General features: G+C 39.5%; 16 protein-coding genes. 8 read left to right on the top strand and 8 right to left on the bottom strand.

The window, feature by feature from the left end:
• Positions 1-37: 37 nt before the first annotated feature.
• The 6 genes from ACFS3A_RS17370 (at position 38) to ACFS3A_RS17345 (ending at position 6065) form a co-directional block, all read left to right on the top strand.
• Entirely contained in the window at positions 38-376 is a 339-nt protein-coding gene (locus tag ACFS3A_RS17370) for a winged helix-turn-helix transcriptional regulator (protein ID WP_379826833.1), read from the top strand.
• 74 nt (positions 377-450) lie between these two features.
• Entirely contained in the window at positions 451-1008 is a 558-nt protein-coding gene (locus ACFS3A_RS17365) for a TetR/AcrR family transcriptional regulator (RefSeq protein ID WP_379826832.1), read from the top strand.
• A 66-nt stretch (positions 1009-1074) separates the two neighbouring features.
• Complete coding sequence (locus ACFS3A_RS17360; RefSeq protein WP_379826831.1) at positions 1075-1953, top strand: alpha/beta fold hydrolase; 879 nt, start codon at positions 1075-1077, stop codon at positions 1951-1953.
• A 176-nt stretch (positions 1954-2129) separates the two neighbouring features.
• Positions 2130-2771: a hypothetical protein gene (locus ACFS3A_RS17355; RefSeq protein ID WP_379826830.1), complete on the top strand. Its 642-nt coding sequence runs from the start codon at positions 2130-2132 to the stop codon at positions 2769-2771.
• A 389-nt stretch (positions 2772-3160) separates the two neighbouring features.
• Positions 3161-4600, top strand: a complete 1440-nt coding sequence (locus tag ACFS3A_RS17350) for a serine hydrolase (protein ID WP_379826829.1) — start codon at positions 3161-3163, stop codon at positions 4598-4600.
• A 4-nt stretch (positions 4601-4604) separates the two neighbouring features.
• Entirely contained in the window at positions 4605-6065 is a 1461-nt protein-coding gene (locus ACFS3A_RS17345) for a S41 family peptidase (protein WP_379826828.1), read from the top strand.
• A gap of 536 nt (positions 6066-6601) precedes the next feature.
• Here the strand turns inward: ACFS3A_RS17345 and ACFS3A_RS17340 are convergent.
• The 4 genes from ACFS3A_RS17340 to ACFS3A_RS17325 all read right to left on the bottom strand — a co-directional run bounded on the left by ACFS3A_RS17340 (position 6602) and on the right by ACFS3A_RS17325 (position 11737).
• Positions 6602-7819, bottom strand: coding sequence for a hypothetical protein (locus ACFS3A_RS17340; RefSeq protein ID WP_379826827.1), 1218 nt, complete (start codon positions 7817-7819; stop codon positions 6602-6604).
• Between the two features lie 263 nt (positions 7820-8082).
• Positions 8083-10059: a conjugal transfer protein MobC gene (gene mobC / locus ACFS3A_RS17335; RefSeq protein ID WP_379826826.1), complete on the bottom strand. Its 1977-nt coding sequence runs from the start codon at positions 10057-10059 to the stop codon at positions 8083-8085.
• A 32-nt stretch (positions 10060-10091) separates the two neighbouring features.
• A complete protein-coding gene (locus tag ACFS3A_RS17330) occupies positions 10092-11360 on the bottom strand; it encodes a relaxase/mobilization nuclease domain-containing protein (RefSeq protein WP_379826825.1) in 1269 nt (422 codons plus the stop codon).
• Positions 11348-11737: a plasmid mobilization protein gene (locus ACFS3A_RS17325; RefSeq protein ID WP_379826824.1), complete on the bottom strand. Its 390-nt coding sequence runs from the start codon at positions 11735-11737 to the stop codon at positions 11348-11350. The genes ACFS3A_RS17330 and ACFS3A_RS17325 overlap by 13 nt, the downstream gene beginning before the upstream one ends.
• 314 nt (positions 11738-12051) lie before the next feature.
• On the opposite strand from ACFS3A_RS17325, the gene ACFS3A_RS17320 reads away from it, so the two are divergent.
• A complete protein-coding gene (locus tag ACFS3A_RS17320) occupies positions 12052-12345 on the top strand; it encodes a hypothetical protein (RefSeq protein WP_379826823.1) in 294 nt (97 codons plus the stop codon).
• Positions 12346-12554: 209 nt separating this feature from the next.
• On the opposite strand, the gene ACFS3A_RS17315 is transcribed toward ACFS3A_RS17320, so the two are convergent.
• From ACFS3A_RS17315 to ACFS3A_RS17305, 3 genes are all read right to left on the bottom strand, one after another.
• Positions 12555-12977, bottom strand: coding sequence for an IS3 family transposase (locus ACFS3A_RS17315; protein ID WP_379826822.1), 423 nt, complete (start codon positions 12975-12977; stop codon positions 12555-12557).
• Entirely contained in the window at positions 12974-14155 is a 1182-nt protein-coding gene (locus tag ACFS3A_RS17310; protein WP_379826821.1) for an IS3 family transposase, read from the bottom strand. The genes ACFS3A_RS17315 and ACFS3A_RS17310 overlap by 4 nt, the downstream gene beginning before the upstream one ends.
• A 168-nt stretch (positions 14156-14323) precedes the next feature.
• Positions 14324-14791 (bottom strand): JAB domain-containing protein, encoded by a 468-nt coding sequence (locus tag ACFS3A_RS17305; protein ID WP_379826820.1) that lies wholly within the window; start codon positions 14789-14791, stop codon positions 14324-14326.
• A gap of 296 nt (positions 14792-15087) precedes the next feature.
• Between ACFS3A_RS17305 and ACFS3A_RS17300 the strand changes: the two genes are divergently transcribed.
• Positions 15088-15498, top strand: coding sequence for a DUF6965 family protein (locus ACFS3A_RS17300; protein WP_379826819.1), 411 nt, complete (start codon positions 15088-15090; stop codon positions 15496-15498).
• 39 nt (positions 15499-15537) lie between these two features.
• On the opposite strand, the gene ACFS3A_RS17295 is transcribed toward ACFS3A_RS17300, so the two are convergent.
• Positions 15538-15981 carry a response regulator gene (locus tag ACFS3A_RS17295; protein WP_379826818.1) on the bottom strand — a complete coding sequence of 148 codons (444 nt, stop codon included), beginning with the start codon at positions 15979-15981 and terminating at the stop codon, positions 15538-15540.
• Positions 15982-16030: the final 49 nt, after the last annotated feature.

Here is a 16030-nt window from a genome sequence, read left to right as displayed (position 1 = left end):
TACTATCCAAAAGGGAAGTGAACTAAAACAAAATTGTATGAAACCACAAGAAAAAGACTGCTCAAAAGCTATGCTTTCTATAAAAGATGCACTCGAAGCAGTGAGCGGAAACTGGAAACTGCTTATTCTTTATGCTCTTTGTTCCGGTCCAAAACGTTTCACCGAGCTAAAAAAAGATGTAATTGGGATTACAGATAAAACTCTTTCCAGAGAATTAAAAAATCTTCAGGCTGATAAACTTATCAGTCGGCACGTTTATGACAGCACACCAATATTGATCGAATATCAAATAACAGACCATGGAAGATCGCTGAACAAAGTATTGTATGAATTGTGGAACTGGGGTCTTTCGCATCGTAAAGAGGTAATAGGATGAAGACAGCTGACTAATAAAATAATTTCAATTAAAAATGTCTCAACAGTGAGACATTTTTTTTATATCTTTGTCCGATGAAAGACACAAAAGGTAAAATAATTGAATCTGCAATATCAGTTCTTAACAAAGATGAAACAGCCTCTATAGAACAGATAGCGATCACAGCAGGAGTTACAAGACGTACGATACATCGCTACTTTAAGGATAGATTGAACTTAATTGAGTACTGCAAAGAGAATATGCTGGCGGTATGCAATGAAAAAATGACAAATGCATTTAAATCGAGTCCGGATCCTTTTACACAAATTGAACATATGCTGTATGCAGCAATTGAAGTTGGAAACCAATACTGCTTTTTAAAAAAATTTTATCAGCATACTGATTATTCTGAAATTAAAAACAACAGTGAATCTGAATATGAGAATGTCAGGCTGCAATGGTTTAGACTTATAGAAAATCTGCAGTCTGATGGTCACATTGATACTGAATTAACAATTGGCTGGATCTACAATTTATTTGGTGGAATAATTGAAACAGCTGTCATTTCCGTACAGTCTGGAAACATAACACTGAACCAGGTCAAAAAGTTTGCCTGGATTTCTTTCACAGGTGGTATCAGTTTAAACAGATAAGAACTGTAATTAAATCCAGACTTAAATAATTTCTACGGATATAACGAATAAATAAAAAAGCAAAAAATGAATTTTTACAGCGACGAATCATTAATACAACAGTTGCCCGGTTTTAAAAATAACTATACTACAGTAAATGGAGTCAATTTGCACTATGTAACCGGAGGACAAGGAAGTCCATTGGTCTTAATTCCAGGATGGCCGCAAACGTGGTGGAGTTATCGTAAAATTATGCCCATTTTAGCAGAAAAACACAGTCTTATTGTAGTTGATTTGCGAGGAATGGGTTCATCGGAAAAACCTTTGGACGGCTACACAAAAAAATATATGGCCCAGGATATCCAATCGTTAATTACGCATTTGGGACATCAAAAAATAAATATAGCAGGTCATGATATTGGAGCTGCAGTTGCTTTCAGTTATGCTGCCAACTTCCCTGAAAGTACGGATAAACTTATCATTTTAGATACGCCGCATCCCGATGAAAACATATACAAACTGCCAATGATGCCAATTGGAAATCCTGTATTTCCTTGGTGGCTTGCTTTTAACCAAGTAAAACAACTACCCGAAGAATTACTGGAAGGACGTTATGACATATTGCAAAATTATATCTTTAACCACCTTTTGATTGACCCCGAAACAATTAATGAGTTTGACAGAAAAGTGTATGCTGAAGCTTATAACAATAAAGCTGCAATAAGAAGCGCCAATGCCTGGTACCAAGCCTTTACGGAAGATATTCAGGATATCAAACAATACAAAAAAATAACTCTGCCTGCAATCGGAATTGGAAGCCCGGAAAGTAAAGAAATGCTGGGTTATTTCTTTTCAACCTATATTGATAATTCAAGAATAGAAGAAATAGAAAATTCCGGTCATTTCGTACATGAAGAAAAGCCGCTGGCAACAGCATTGCTTATAATGGACTTTTTAGACCATTAAGCGCCCGTATTTTTAGCATAAAGGGGCAACGTATTGTAAAATCATAGATTTCATATGAATTAATTTCTTAAAGCTGTAAGCCACTGTACCCGCTGCTAATAACGCTGAAAGCATATCCCATACGCTCTTCCCAATTTCACCGTCACCGGCCGAAACAACAATAAAAAAAATCTACTATGAAAATATTCTGTCTAATTCTGATATTAGTTTTTGCTTTCAGCTGCAAAAAATATGTAATCCCTGATGACCTTACTTTTGTACCTCAGAAAAGCATGAACATCAACGGCATATCTTTAGTAAAAAATAATGCCGTTTGTATTGGGAGCTATACATCACAAAAAGATACGGTAGTGTCTCAATATAATATTCAATCAAAATATTCTCTGATAGCTGTTAAACTTGGCAACACTGCTCCCTTTTCAAATTTTAAAAATTATGAAAATGGGGACTACTCTATCCCGGGTTATTTTTCAATAGTGAATCAAGGACTTTATGAAGTTAAGGTGAGTCCAAAAATTTTTGATGGAAAAGAAAAAATTACTTCAATTGATTTTTACTCTGACAAAAAAATAATTTATCAGATCAACAATGACAGCATTAAAAGCTTTGATTTAAATTTCAACAAATTCACATTGAAAATTAATAATGATGGCAATAAGGTGCTGTACAGCAATATTGAGTATTATGGATTAAAAAGTTTAGATGCCCAAATATTATTATACAAATCAGAAAATCAGAGTTATCTTTTTATTATGACTCCTGCTAAAGAGAACATTCTTTTGGAAAAGGATTTTTTATATCATTATTTCTTTAATTAAAAGATAATTTAACTATTCTTGAGTGACGAAAAGACAGCAAAAAATGCTGTCTTTTTTTATAAATAACTTTCTGTTAGAAAAAGCAGGAATCACTTTTCCTCAATTCTGCATCACTAACAAAATATTAAACTATTTTATCTTATTAAATCTATAATCAATCTCCCCTTCAAATCAACGCTACACCCCAAACCGCTTCCCTCTCACCGGCCAAGATCAAACTAAAAAAATCCGCAATAATAAAACTAACCAACTAACTTGACAGCGCAAAACGGGTCCAAATAACGGACATCAAAACTTACCCATCGTCAATTTTTCCTGCTTTTCTTATTCTTAGATTTGAAGACAATCAGAAAACAGATTTTCTTTTCCCTAAACAATATCAAAATAGTATGAAATACAGTATTTTAATTACTTTCGTGATTGCGGGAACCTCATTATCTGCCCAAAATAAAACTATTGATGTTGATCGCATCATTAAAAGGGAAATGAGCGAACGCAAAATACCGGGACTGCAGATAGCAGTGGTGCAAGCCGGAAAACTCGTTTTAAACAAATCCTATGGCACTGCAAACATCCAGGACAATATCCCTGTAGACAACCAAACTGTTTTTGCCATCAATTCCTGTACAAAAGTTTTTACCAGCGTAGCAGTCATGCAGTTGGTTGAAGACGGAAAAGTTACGCTTTCAGATCCTGTTTCCAACTATTTGGACAACCTTCCCGAGTCATGGGCAGCTGTAACCGTTAACCAATTGCTAACCCATTGTTCAGGACTGCCTGATCTGCTCAAGCTACTGGACCCCTACACAGGTGGCCTGGCCGCTTTGAAAAATGAAGAAACGATATGGGAGAAACTGAAATCCAGCCCTTTGGAATTTCAGCCTGGTGAGCGTTTTAGCTATAATCAGACCAATGCCTATCTGTTGGGGAAAATAATAGACAAATTTAGGGGAAAGCCGTTTGCTGAAGTTTTTTCAGAAAAACAATTTGAACCGGCAGGTATGGACAACACTATTTTTGGTGATTCCCGTGATGTCATACCCCATTTTGCACCAACCTATTTTTACAGAACAGCCCTGGACGGGCAAAAATATACGGAGCCTAAAATGGTCAATAATTATTATGAGTTTCCGTATTTCAGAAGAACCGCAGCCGGACTTAACAGCACCGCAAAAGACATGGCCCAATGGGTTATCGCTTTGCAAAGCGGCAAGCTCTTAAAATCCAAAACAACTATAGCGACCATGTGGTCCCCAATTCAATTCAATAACGGGGAAAATACGCCCTGGGCATTGGGATGGGGCCTGGCGAAATTTCGCAAAAATCATAGGGCTATAGGCATGTCAGGTGGCGGAAGGGCTGCTTTTCTTATTTATCCTGATGATGACCTCGCTGTAATTGTACTGACCAATCTGGGCGGCGGCTCCCCTGAAGATTATCTGGAAGAATTGGCGGCCTGTTATATCCCGGATATTCTCAATGCCGACCCACTGACCTTTTTAAGAATCAATCTGCAAAAAACGGGATTTGACAAGGCCATTGAAGTTGTGAGGCAACAAATGAAAAAAGACCCTTATTTCAAACCAAATGAATTTGAGTTAAACGAATGGGCATACCGAATGATGCAAAAAGGGCAGATTAAAAATGCCCTGCAGATTTTCAAATTAAATGTATTTCTGTTTCCAAACAGCTGGAATACCTACGACAGTTATGGGGAAGCATTATTAAAGGATAACAATAAAGAGGAAGCCGTCAAAATGTATAAAAAATCCATCGAACTGAATCCAAAAAATGAAAACGGCAAAAAAGTTTTAGAAACCTTAAAATAAAAAAATGACAAGAGCAATTCTATCACTCACAGCCACTTTTTTTATCGGACTGATGTCATTTGCACAAACACCAACATCAAAAGCCAATAAGGAGAAGTTTTCGGCTGAAACGGTAAAAACCACCATCGATGAACTGCAGAAAGAACTTAGCGAAAAACATCCTGGGTTTTACAGATATACCACCGAAACGCAATTTACGGCTTACATCGATTCAATAAAAAAAACGATTACCGATTCACTGACACTATTTGGCTCTTTTCAAAAACTCAAACCAATCGTCGCAAAAATAAATTGCCTGCACACCGGCATATCCTTACCCAAAGCCTATTTGGACCAATTGAATACACGCCCAAATTTATTCCCGTTCCAGCTCTTCTTTTCAGAAAACAAAGCCTATGTAGTCAGGAATTTTTCGGATAATAACCACATTCTGCCAGGTGATGAGATCCTGAGCATCAACGGAAAAAGCATACCTGAAATCACTGCATTGCTCTTTGCGCTCATTCCTTCTGACGGTTATAATCAAACGCTGAAATACAGAGCATTGAACCTGCAGTTCCCAAGCTGGTACAGAAATATCGATTTAACCGAAAATTTCAGCATTTTGGTGAATCGCAATACTATGGAGAAAACATATTACATCTCAGGAGCCAAATTTGATGATATTGCCAAGGATGGATTTCTGAAAGAGCCCACAAGACCGAAGCAGTTGGAATTTAAAATCGAAAACAATGTTGCTTTTCTAACGATTCATTCCTTCGCCAAGACCGATATTAAAAATGCAAAGCAGGATTTTAAGAAATTTACAGACCAGGCTTTTGAAGAAATCAAAAACAAAAACATTGAAAACCTTATTGTGGATCTTCGGGACAACACGGGCGGCTCAGACCCCAATGCAGAATATTTTACCAGCTATTTTTTCGATCAGCCTTTTCGCTATTGGGACAGAATAGAAGTTACCGAAACGGTAGCCAAAGAAATAAAAGGCCTGTCACTGAAACTATTTTATAGAAAGCCCATAGAAAAAAAAGGGATCTGGTTGTGGCAAAAAGCAAAACATACATCTGAATTCGATTATTACGAAACTCAAAAACCGGCAAAAAACAATTACAGTGGCAAAACTTATATTCTGATTAACGGCTTTTGCATGTCCTCCTGCGCCGATGTAGCAGCAATATTGTCCCATAACAAAAAAGCAATATTTATAGGTCAGGAAACCGGCGGGGGCTATCAGGGAAATAACAGCGGGATGCTGCCTGTAAGCCTGGTGCAGCCATTTGGATTTACTCTTACCGTTCCATTGCAAAAATATACCAATGCTGTCAATCCATTGGTAAATTATGGACACGGCACAATGCCCGATTACAAAACTGAACCTAATTCTGACAGTATTTTGAATCATAACGATAAAGAAATGCAAAGGGCACTGGACTTAATATTTGGTGCGGAATCAGTGCATCAATAATTTAAGAAATTAAAGAAAAAGTACAGGCAGGCCTTCGATGTTTATAGTTCGAATCCACCCTGCTCAAAAAATCCGATTAACCGCAATGATACCAACGGTATCAATTAAAATTCTGTAATAAAACAGAAATTTAAATCTACAGTATAAAGGATATATATAAAATCAACCAGGATAACTCAACCAATCTCGGCATCACCGGCCAAACAACAATAAAAAAAATAAAAGGGAAAAGGAAAACAAACTAGCCATTTCAAATAAAAAAGAAAAGAACATACTGTAAATGAATATGTTCTTTTCTTACCTTAAAAATTACAACTTCTTTTAATACCTCAGCAAAAACCATAAAACACCCAACATTATCACTACATAAATAGCAAACAATATCAAAAGTTCCCTATTATGGCGACGTCTGATCTGTCGAAGTCTTACTTTCAGTGCCGCTTTCTCTCCCGCTATAATATCATGGTATCGGTTTGTCATCACTGCTAAAATTAAAAAACAATCTAATTCCGGTATTAAAAATTTCTCATAGTACTCTAAAAACCAGGTAGCACCTGTACACCTACCACCACTTTGCTGCTTCTGATTTTCTCATCACTGCCAAATGCATTCACTATCGCTGATATCCTGAACTGATTTAGCATGGTGACACCTGCTATTATTTTTCCGTTTACAAAAGGCTTTTGGTTATCAAGTCCCAGATTATTATAAAAATCAGTAGTCCCTACAGTGTAGTTTGTATTTCCCTGGACAAAAAAATTAAATTTCTTATTATCGGAGGAAATTCCCAGATAGGCATTTAAGCCAAGTGTACCATTTCCCGTAGAAGTATTCACATTGCTGCTGAATCCTTCCAGGTCCATAGCTCCTCTTAAATTGGCATATCCGTAAAATGTAATCTGGTCTCCGTTATTCTGGTTAGTAGTAAAAACTGGCAAAATTACATCCAGATAAAAATTACCTCCTCCGTTGATCAGGCGGCTGAAGGCCTCCTGCTCGGTTTCCTTTTTGGTCTGGTCTTCAGGGGTTTGTTCTGTATCAGCGCTTTTACTGTTTGAAATCGAAAGCACGCTGCCAAAAGAAATACGCAGGGCCCACATATTATCTGTAATTACTTCGGTTTGTACGGCCGAAGCATCGCTGTTTGCGTTCATAGCAAACGAATTCAGCAGTATGGTCTTATCGGTTTTATTGCTGTACATATCATGGAAGAATTTTTTTCGGTTTACTTTTTTCCATGAAGGGAAAAACCATGGGAACTTGCCCAAAGCAGCTAACTTTTCGTCCCTTTTGGTCTGAAGTGCTACTATTTCTTCCCTCCTGTCGGCAATTAGTTTATATACAGAATCAATCTTGTATAAGGTAAGATTGTCTTTCTTTAAATACACAGCATAAATCTTGTTTATAGTATCCTGCTTATTTGTGATAAGCTTGTTATAAATTGCCCCATAATCTTTCTTAGCATCTATATCCCCGTATACGGCTTTCTTTTTATTTAGTGCTTCAATAAGGGTATTGTTGGCTGCAACTTCGGCCTGGAGTGCATCATTTTTGAGCTGATTTTTTTCATTCTTGATTTCAGCATTCAGTTTTTTATTACTGCTGTCTATTCTTTCTATCTCGTCGTCTATCTCTTTAGTAAATGAATCACTAAAGTACGACATGCGTTGCGCCTCATTTATTGAGGGAGTCTGAGCATACGATTTTACCAGCAGAAAAAAACACAAAAAAATAAAAATGTAATTCTTCTTCATATTATTTCATTATTTAGGGGTTAGTTATTAAATATTATATGTTTTCACTTTACTAAATATCACAAAAATTACGAGGTCAAATGTATCATTTTAACAGAAGCCTATACTAGGTATTTATACGTATTTTTCTGATTAATAAAAAACTAATATTCTGTTAACATAAAAATTCTTCTGTAGACTGAATGAATTTCAGACTGCCTGCAAAGGCATCCTAAAATTGAGATGGCAGGTTAAAGATTCTTAAAAGCGGAGAGATACAAAAATCACTTATTCACAATCAGATGTTTCAGCGCCGGATCCTGAAAAAGCCTTTCCATTTCGGTATAGATTATATCCTGGACATCGGTCTTGATCTGTATATAATTCTGCTGTATCATTCCATTATCGAGTTTTCTCACGGGCGGTATTTCTTTATAATCTGCCTCCTCTTTCTTGAGCGCTTCATGGTCATTTACAATTTCACAATGAAAGGTCTTAAGTTCAATTTTACATTCGGGATTATCTGCCACCATACCCACAAATTCACCCGAACTTAAAGAAGAAATCTTAGAAGCAGGAACCGCTGCTTCCAATTGTCTGGAACGGCTCACTGAAGTATCCGAGCTGTTGATCGATATGCTTTCCCTGTCCTGCATGATCTTTCCGAACCGTTCCGAAAGTTGCTTGGCGGTATCCCCTGTGACCTGACCCGATATAATGTTTCCCGTGATATTCAGAATCACATCAGCCTGCTCCCTCCCGTAGTCTTTTCTGAGTTGACTGAAGTCCTGTATCCCCAGACAGGTAGCCACTTTATTGCTTCTGGCTGTGGCAATCAGACTGTCCATATTGTTGAGGTAAATAGTTGGGAACTCATCAAAAATAAGACTGGATTTAAGCTTTCCTTTTTTATTGACCAGCTTCACCAGACGGTTTACATAGAGCGACAATACGGCTCCGTATATCTGTATTTTCTGCGGGTTGTTCCCCATGCAGACAATCTTGGGTTCTAAAGGATTGTTGATGTCCAGGGTAAAATCATTTCCTGACAGCACATAGTACAGCTGGGGCGAAGACAGCCTTGCCATGGCTATTTTTGCCGAAGCAATCTGCCCCTCCAGCTGCTCCATGGCGTCGTTGAGATAAGCATTGATAAAAGGGTTGATGAGCACCTCGATTTCCTTATCGGTGCGCAACAGGGTAAACAGACTGTCATAGTCTGCCTGCATGAGTTCAATGACATGCGGCAAAGTGCAGAACTCCCCGTTGTTGTATCGTCTGAGATACCAGATCACGGCCGATAAAAAATTAATCGGCGACTCCACAAAAAAATCCCCCTGCTTTTTGATCCACTCCCGATTCAAACCCAGTAAAATGGTGCGCGCCGATTCCGAAGCATCGGTAATATCCTCCATGCTCTGCGGATCCAAGGGATTGCAGCGGTGCATGATGCTGTCGAAATTAATGAAGTAACATTTCGGCATCACCTTATACACATGCTTGTATTTCTCAAAGGTGTTGTAGACAATTTTTGACAGGTCATCATATTTGAAATCATAAACAAACATGCTGAAGCCTTTGGATATGTGCTGGGTGATCACATGACGGATGACAAAGTAGGATTTTCCCGAACCCGGTGTTCCCGATACCAGAAGCCCCCGGAAAGGATTGATGATGTTGATCCAGCTGCTGCGCACCTTATCTTTTAAATAATATTTAGCGGGAAGATTGATGGAATATTCATTTTCCAGCAGCCGTTCCTCCTGCGGAAAGGTTTCATTCTCGCTGTTGAAAATATCGGCGGCAGCCAGCCTGTTTTTAATGATCCGCGACAGCAGCGTGCCGCCTGAAAGCACCAGCAGAAATCCCGGAACAGCAGTCCCCATATACAAAACAGCATATATTAGACCAGCACCGCTGTAAAGCGGCAGCAGCCCGCTCAGAAAATAAACTGCCAGTCCTGCGCCTGTATAATAGAAAGCCGTTTTTAACTGCAGCTTCTCATCCTTGCGCCCCTTTGCACCAAGCAGGGAAATCACTAAAAGTCCCAGCGAAATAAATTTAGAAATATGAAAGCTTTCGAACAGCCCGGTCTTATAAACCGTCCCCAGAATCTTATCTCCGAAAGCTCCGGTCAGCTCCCAGAAACGGAATGCCCCGTAGCAGTAATAATAAAAATGCAGCATCAGCAAAACGATGCTCATCAGCCTTGTCATGTCGAGTATTTTTCTCAGCGCCTGTTCATTTTCTCCCGTCTGCATAGCTGTCTGTTTTTACCGTTAATCATTCCGGATCAGTTCAGATCCGAACGCCCTTTTTTCCTTCTTTTCTTCTTTCTTCTGACCTTAAATTTTCCAGCCACATAATCCTCCTGCCATACGGGTTTCATCAGCTCTTCGAGTCCTTTGGGATTGATAAGCAGGTCCATTGCTTTCGAAGACTCTTTCGAATCGACATCCGGGCCTTTCAGCACCACCTTCTCAGTGCTTCCCTTTTTCTCTTTTTCCGATCCTGCAGTACATCTTTCCAGTACAGCTTTGGCACTGTAATTTCTTCCCAATGCGCTGCCGTTAAACACACATTTTGTGACATGATCCACATAGGTCAGACCATACAGCAGACCTGCATCGCTCTTTCGCAGCACGGCGTTTATTCCTTCTTTTTCAAGAAGTGAAACCAGTCTGTCCAGAGTCAGATCCTTTCCGAAAAAAGCACAGTCCACAGCGCTGCGGATTCTCTTTTTTTCGAAAGCTCTTTCGGTATTGTTCTGAGCAAATTTTCGCTCCAGAAAACGTAGTGTTGGTCGCATCGAAAAGTCACTAGCTTTGATCGGAACACCAACCGGTTTTCCATTTCGGTCTGCTATACGGTAAACCAATCCTCCAGCCTTAAAAATTCTGGATTCCTCACTGCCTCTGTCTGCCTTGATATTGTAAAGCTGCAGCACCGTATTGAACTCTGCCAGCGTAGTATATTTATAACTTGAAACCACAGCCTGAAGCACACTCGAAATGGCTTTTTTAGATTCCATTCTGCCGTACTCAGCTATGGAAGCAGGTATTGGTTTCAGTGCAGCAGACACTTGCTTTTTTGCATCTTCGGCGCGCACCAGGCCAAAGGCTGTCTCAATCTCTTTTCTGGCTTTTTCGGACTGGTTCCGACCGATATTCTGCATGTCAATTCTGGAGCCGTCCGCCCTTACTTTTATCGACACAATGTGGATGTGTGGATGTCCAGCATCGTGATGTTGATAAACCAGACAGGGCTGCTCGCCGAAACCTATTTTTTCCATATAGCTGTGGGCAATCTCCAGGAGTTTTTCAGCCGAATGATTTTCCGATGGATGGAAATTCAGCGAGATGTGTACACTGCCCCGCTTCACATTGCCGTTAAGGGCATTCTGATTCAGTAGCCTGCCCAGTTTAATTGACTGGTTCATGCGCGAAACCTCCATTGGATAATTACTCTCCCCGATGCACTGGGCCTTGTCTTCTTTAACTTTGTTTTCATTGTAATTGAAAATGCTGCGAACTGAGCAGCCGGTCTTAATCACTGCAACCATTTTCCCGCTGCTTTCTCGATACAATGCTGAATGATTTCCACTTTCTCCAGCAGTTCACTTCGCTGGTTCTCAGTATCGACAATCCAGTTCCTGAACTCCGGGACCTGTCTCTGGGTATGGAGTTTTTTTACGGACTGGTTGAAGTTGTTTGCAATACCGTTTAAATCTTTGCGCAGACGGATAATTTCAAGCATTACCTCATCCGTGGACTCATTTCTGTAATTGACCGTAATAGGCTTGTTTAAAAGGCATTTCCTGAGGTATTCACTCATCTGACGGCAGGTAGTTGCCTTAAATCTTTTTACAAGCAGATTGTATTCAGCTGCGGTAAAACGTACCGCCGCAATCCGGTTTCGGTTCAAATTCTCTTTCTCCATCTTTTTTCCCTTTTATTACTTTAAACTTCTTTTTCCTGATTTTCTCTTTTAAAAATCACTGCCGCGAGTTCCGAGCACAGGGCAGCCGGATGCGTTTGTTTAACAAACGGACATCTGGCCGACTGCAGGAACGAGGCAGTCCTCCAGAATCTTTAAAAACATGCAGTCTCAAAAGTCACTTAAAAACGATTCATCGGCTAATGTAGAAAAGCAGCGTGGATACTGCCCATCCACACCATATTTTGAACGGGGTGTTTTCAAGGCTTCAGTGTATCTTTGAGGGAATCAATTATTAATTTTAAAACGTGGAAATTATGCTGACGGAAAATGATGCGGTAAGGGTATTCGACACAATTATGAGTAGCCCCGGAATGAATGAAATGGTGAGGATGGACATGAAGATTTCACGAAAAAATGTGCTGCTGCTCCATCATATGATCGAGCGCGGCATTACTGAAAATGACGGCAGTTTGTCGGTGCTGTTGCAAAGCCTACCCAAGGAGAATATTCAAGAGCTTAAGCAGCTTTCCGAGGAGTGCCTGCAGAGAGCGGGCCTCACCGAACTTAACCAGAAACTCTCCGAACTCGGAGCAGATAAAAGGAAGTAAAAATTAAGCCGTTAATAAAAAAATATTAACGGCTTTTTAGTGGTACACATTCACTAATTTAAGTTATGGAAATGCATTTTCAGCATTGCCAATATGCTTACGAAAACCCTCTGTTTTCCGGAGGATTACAATAAGATCATAATTTTTTTTATGGCAGCGGTGTTTCTTTGAAAATGTAAGGCGGTATCAGCTTCGCATTCTAACGTCGGTTAATTAACTCTTGCTGAAAGTCCCAATTCCCTCATGTATTTTCTCACGGTCCTATCCGATAGCTCATACCCTAAATTGCGGAGTTCTACAGCAATTCTCTCACTCCCGTAACGTTGTTTAAAGGCAAAAAAGAGTAATGTTATTTCTTTCTGCATCAAGAGCTTTCTAAGCCGGGTATCATTAAGAGGCCTTTTTTTCCATCTATGATATTCCCTTCTGTCAATACTTAGCACGTCTGTCATTAAACGAATGGAATACTTTTTTTCATTTTCTTGAATAAAATCAAAAATTACGTACTTCCCCTGTGTAGTCCTAATCCCTGCATTCTTTAAGATTTCAAACTTCAATTCTGATTTTTTAATCTTTTTCTCTAAACCAACAATATAAGAATCTGCAGTACTTTTTTTGTCTTCCGGTTTCATATCTTAAGACCTGTTTCCAAATAATACTGTTTATTAAACTGCTCTATTGTTTTATTTTCCAATGCGGTGTGTATTCTTTTTGTATTGTACCAGTTTTCAATGAAGTCATATATTTCTTTTTTCATTCGCCTGCGTGTGAACAAGTTGTTGTTTCGATCTGTTAATTCTCTTTTCAGGGAACTGAAAAAACTTTCTGACACAGCATTGTCACAGCTGCATCCTTTATTACTCATGCTTTTAATAAACTGGCAAGACAAAAGCTTCTGCGAGAAGGCCCTGTTTGCATACTGTACTCCTCTGTCAGAATGAAATAGTAAGCCCAAAGATGCATTCCGTTTTGCTACGGCCATATTTAAAGCAGGTAATGTGGTATGTGCGCAGGCCAAACGGGAACCCAGGTTCCAACCGACTATCTTTCGATCGTATAAATCAATAATAATAGTGAGATACAAAAAACCTTTCGTGGTCTGAAGATAAGTAATATCGGAGGCCCAAACCTGAGAATGTCTCTGCACTTTAAAATTTCGGCTCAATATATTCGGTGCAGTATAATACTGGTGTTTAGAATTTGTAGTGGGCTTGAATTTTCTTTTTTTGATACGGCGTAATCCAAGCTTTCTCATGTAAAAAGAAACCTGTTCCTTACATAGTGTATATCCCAGTTTGTGCATTTCTTTCGTAAGCCTGTTTCTTCCATAATGCCTTTTAAACTGCATAAATACCGACTTCAGATCTTCTTTAAAAAGAGTTATTTGTTGCTGTTTTTTAGAAGTACCACTCTTTTTCCACCTGTGGTAACGACCGTAGCCCGTTTCCAAAACTTCACACATTTTCAATATCGAATAGCGGTTTTCATTTTCTTTTATAAACTGATAAACCAATACATCTTCCCGATAAAGATAAGGAGATGCATTCTTTAAAATTTCATATCTAAGTTCGGTCTCTTTTGATTTTTTTTCAAGATCAAACATTCGTTGATTATCCGGATGAACTCTGTCATAACCCGATCCCCTGAAGCTCCCCCTTCCAAAATTTTGAAATTCTTTTCTCCACCTGCTTACAAGATTAGCCCGTATTCCGAGTTCCTGTGCGGTTTTTTTAATGCTGTTTTTTTCTATGCTTAACTGGACAGCATTCTCTTTAAAAACACTGTCATATTTTTTATACCTTACTTCCATACATCTGACTATGTTAGGCAGAATAACAACCTAATTGACAACTAAGTTACTTAAAACATGCTCCCCTTTATTTTATAAACTTAAAATTAACCTCAAAAGGAATTAATATCTAAAATTTATACTGGATATTTTTGTACAGAATACCAAAAAGAAACAGAAATAAAAGCGCTATAAAGCGCCTTGATCTGCAAAGGAATAATAGCTCTCTGAAGTGATAATTATATGATCCAAAAGTTTGATATCCAGCAGTTCTCCTGCCTGTGCTATCTTTCTTGTAATCTGCTTGTCGGGATTTGAGGGGATTAACGTTCCCGAAGGATGGTTGTGTGCAATGATCAGGCCTACAGCGCCGGCTTTAAGCGCTGCCGCAAACAGCAGTCGAATGTCCACGACGGTTCCCGTAATACCTCCTGAAGAGGCCTGGTAAATGCCCAGCACTCTGTTGGACTGGTTTAGCAGCAGGACCTTGAACTGCTCCAGGAATTCAATCTTGCCGGGATCCCAGCAGTCCCTTATCAGATGATAGGCACATCTGGAGGATGTAATATGGGGTCTTTCTGAACTTTTGACTTTTGTTTTATAAACCAGGTCGATTTCACAAACGGTTTTCCAGCTGCTGCTTTCTTGTGTTTCCATGATGCTAAATAGTTAAAGATTAATTTTAGCACCGCCTTCGGGCAGAAGGAAGCAAGCGCAGAAAGCAACGCAATAAAGCAGGACGGATGTCGTGCATTTATGGGGGAATTTTTTGCAGCGCCCCGCACCGCCCTGCCCTACCTTTGTGATGGAATTAAACGGTATTTACATCCCCAGCGCTTTCATATGAATATGGCAAACACGATGCAGAATATCAGAAAAAGAGCTAGCAGCTCGACAGACATAAAAAAAAACATCTACAAGTATTGAGCAAACATCTGAGCTTCAAAACAGTGATGGGAGCCCGAGAAAAAATCAAGTTGAAAACAGACCTTAAGGCCGCCATGCGCCTTGTATCATGCTTGCTTTTCCGTTATTTTTGCAGCATGAATCACGAAGAAATTAAACGCTATTTTGAGAACAATCCGCCACCCAAAGAAGTAAGATTGACGGAATGGGCAAACATTACCGATACGCAGGTTTTCCTGAGAAGCTGCTACAGCACCATCAGAAACTTTAACGGCCCGATAGACAGATGCCCGGCATGGTGGCACCTGAGGGATTTTTATCTTCTTATAAAAAAAACTCCCCAGCAGCAATCCACCGCATCTGAACAGCATGCTTCCGCTGATGAAGCTGTACAGAATGAAGAAACAAAAGAAGAAGAAGAAGAAAAACAAGTAAAAACAGAAACCGCCGAAACTTAGCGCCAGGCTGAAAAGCCTTGAAAAAATCCTTCAAGCTTATTAAGTGTTCAGAAATTTCTTCATGTCTTTTTTCAGGCTCTCAAAGTCATTGAGCACCTTTTCCAGCAGTTCCCTTAGCCCCTGATAGGTTCCCGGTTTTACGGCATAATAATCCCCACCGAACTTATAGGAAATCTGGATGTGTATGGAGCTGCTGCTGGTTGAAAGCATAATGATTTTTACCCTGCGCAGATCGCCTTCAGCGCTTCGGATTTCCTTGAGGCATACAAAGCCGTTGCAGCATGGCATATTGATGTCCAGAAAAATAACATCGGGAAGACATTCGGTCTTCTTAAGGGCTTCCAACAGTTCATTGCCGTCTGCTGTCTGCACGACGCGCACAGGTATCTCTAATTCTGCCGCTGCCTCTAAAAAGAGCAGTCTGTCATCCTCATCATCTTTGGCCATATAGATAATCTGCTCCAAATTCTGCTGCTGTGCCATGAGTTTACATTTTATAATGCAGTTTCAGAAAACAGTTTTCCTGAACCTG

The organism is Flavobacterium notoginsengisoli (genome assembly GCF_042686225.1).
Taxonomy (GTDB): domain Bacteria; phylum Bacteroidota; class Bacteroidia; order Flavobacteriales; family Flavobacteriaceae; genus Flavobacterium; species Flavobacterium notoginsengisoli.
This window is presented reverse-complemented; position numbering and strand designations above follow the sequence as displayed.